We start from the raw sequence: 3004 nt of genomic DNA, 5'->3' as shown, positions 1-3004 counted from the left end.
ACCCCCTACCTCCCCATCTCCCTCATCCCCACTCACCTCACTGTCACCGGATGACTAACAACGCCCCCATACATCAACCCGCCGTCATTCCACGGAACTGTAGTCGGTTGTGTGTTACCTAAATTGTCAGTGGCACGAGCTTGCAGAAAATATTCGCCGGGAACTGGGTTCCATTCCATATCCCAACGTACCCATGCAAATGGAAAATTTGGTTCTCTCAGTCTTGCAAATTGCCAGGTTTTCCCACCATCGAGGCTAACTTCCACCCGTACAATCTTTCCTTTTCCAGACCAAGAACGTCCACGCAGTAGGTGACTTCGGGGAGAAAGTGTAGCTGGCCAAGCCAATTCAAAGGCGCTTTTAACATTTTGATATGTAATCAACTGGCCTTTATAGGGAGCAATAGCTGGATAGTCTGCACCAATCAACACCATTTGCTCGGTTACCCAGGGAGTGTATATCGGCTTTTCAGAAACTTCAATCCGCTCAATCCATTTAACGTTGGCATTTCCTCCCCAACCAGGAAATAAAGCACGGCACGGTTGACCATGATCTGGGGGTAATGGTTCTCCGTTCATGGCGTAGGCGATGAGGGAGTTATCTGCTAATGCTTTGCTAATGGGAACTACACTGTTGAACTTGGACTTATTGGTTGAATTGAGTGAATCTAAATCTGCACCTCCAATGAGTACATCTTTTGCTGTGGATTTGAGTCCAGCTCGCTCTAATAATAATCCCAGTGGTACGCCAGTCCACTCAGCCACACCAATAGCCCCAAGCCTCCAGCGCGTTCCAGAGAGTGGTCTGTTGTAAGCTTCTTCAAAGAAGCGCCGACCATTGGCAGCACACTCGATGGCGCAAGTAACCGAGATGGATGGCATGGCGATGATTTCATCGTAAGTGAACTCACAAGGCTGAGAAACACCTGTTCCATGAATCTGCAATCGCCATGTAGAAGGGTCAAAGGGAGGAGGAGTACTGCGGTTATGAACGTAAAACCAATCATTTGGTACTATGTAGCCACGCCCATACATGGCTTCCCAGTTCATCTCTAATGTGCCTTTGCTATGAGAGATATATCCCGGTGGTAATGGCTTAAGTATTTTGCTTTGTTTGGTTTTAACACCTGTCTGAGCATAGGCAATTGCTGGTTTAGCCGCCCCTCCAATGGCTGTTGCACCAACCATAGTGGCTAATATTTGCAGAAACCTCTGCCGCGAAATACCCGCATCTGCACTTTTGAGGCAAATGTACTCTTCAACCCGCGCCTGTAGATAATCCTCCTGGTCATTTGTCATTTTTTTTCGTCCTTGGGCAACAGTCAACAGTCAACAATCAACCGTCAACAATCAACAGACTATCTTTCTTTCACTGTCCAAACACCAGTGGTTTCATCTTGCGTGTAGTTAGGCAAATAGTAATCAAATTTGTTTTGAGCTATTTGAGCGATCGCATTAATAAAGCGATGGCAATCTTCTAATGTATTATATACAGCAAAGCTAGCTCGGATAATACTAGGAATGTTGCGGGTAATTCCTTGGTCTACTTCTTTGGCAATCTCTAGGTCTTGTTCGTCTGAAATATTCTTGAGTTTGCGAATGTATTCGTATGTGCAAAAAGCCCCAGCCCTAACCCCAATGCCATATTCTTGTGCCAGAATTTCTGCCACTAAACGTCCGTCAAACCCATCGATATCAAAGGGAATAACATGGGCTAAATTATCTCCTCCAATATGGACTTTTACACCAGGAATATTCGCAAGCTGTGTAAATGTAAACTCCACTAAAGAATGTTCGTACTCAGCTATACGCGAACGCCCCAATCCTTCTATAATTTGAATCGCTTTGGCAATGGCGATCGCACCCATCGCGTTTGGTGTTCCAGGATCGTGGGCACGTTCTGTGTAAAAACGCTTGATTTCTAAGTTTCTGGTGATATAAGGCAGGTTTCCACCGCCAATTTGATAAGGGTAGGAGCTATCAAAAAATTCTTTTGGCCCCAGCAAAACCCCAGTTCCATAAGGTGCATACATTTTGTGTCCAGAAAATGCCACAAAATCCAAATGACATGGGTCATTATCTGGACGCATGTCCACTCGTTCGTGCTGAATTAATTGACACACGTCGGCAAATATCTTTGCATTGTACTTATGTGCTAAAGCTGCAAGTTGGTAAATCGGAGGTCTATAACCTGTAATTGTCGAAGCGCCTGTAATAGTCAGTAACTTAATTTGCTCTGCTTGCGGACGATTTTGATGTGCCTTGAAGATATTTTCTATTTCAGTCAAACTGATACTTCCATCTGACTGGGTTCTGTATTGCACAACTTCGTCTCTAGTTATCCAAGGCAATAAATTTGATGAATGTTCAATATCAGAAACTAAGATTTTTCCAGGTTTTTTTGCCCAAAGTGTAGCGGCTCCATTAATTGCTTCTGTTGTATTTTTCGCAAAGATGACATAATTTTGTGAAGACGATCCTACAAAATCCCGAATGATATCCCTACTAGCATCATATTCTCGTGTCGTAATAACCGATTTCTGTCCAGAACCTCGATGTACACTGCCGTAAGTATCAAGCATATTGTCTACATATTGCTTGAGAGTTGCAAAGGGAGTGGTTGTGGCTCCATTATCTAAGTTGATGTACTTAACATAGTTGCCATTCAAAGTTTTTACTTTAAAGGACAAAGACTCGTCTGTAAATAACGGTTTAATTTCTTTGTGCCAAAAGCTATCAAAATTTTCTGCAAATAGTGGTAACCGAGCATTTTTTTGCTTGATTTTTGTATCCAATGTGAAGATATTGGTCATTTTTAGCACCCCTATTTTAAATTTTTATTTCTTGGCAAGTGCAACAACACTCAGCTTGATTTCGCAGAATAATCAGATTCCAGTTGAAGAATTTCAGTGTTTTAAGTTACGTAACTTTAGGCACAAGCATCAGTGATTTCCATCATTGTTTAATAAATAATTAGGAATTGTAAGCAGTATCAATACTTAATT

General features: G+C 42.5%; 2 protein-coding genes. Both read right to left on the bottom strand.

Annotation, left to right across the window (positions count from 1 at the left end; genetic code table 11):
- Window positions 1-32 precede the first annotated feature (32 nt).
- Window positions 33-1298 carry a sulfite oxidase gene (locus GNE10_RS33400; protein WP_185570341.1) on the bottom strand — a complete coding sequence of 422 codons (1266 nt, stop codon included), beginning with the start codon at window positions 1296-1298 and terminating at the stop codon, window positions 33-35.
- 59 nt (window positions 1299-1357) lie between these two features.
- Window positions 1358-2812, bottom strand: a complete 1455-nt coding sequence (locus GNE10_RS33395) for an aminotransferase class V-fold PLP-dependent enzyme (protein ID WP_099071939.1) — start codon at window positions 2810-2812, stop codon at window positions 1358-1360.
- Window positions 2813-3004 lie beyond the last annotated feature (192 nt).

Origin of the sequence: Nostoc sp. 2RC, assembly GCF_014222165.1 — a bacterium.
Lineage (GTDB): Bacteria > Cyanobacteriota > Cyanobacteriia > Cyanobacteriales > Nostocaceae > Nostoc > Nostoc linckia.
This window is presented reverse-complemented; position numbering and strand designations above follow the sequence as displayed.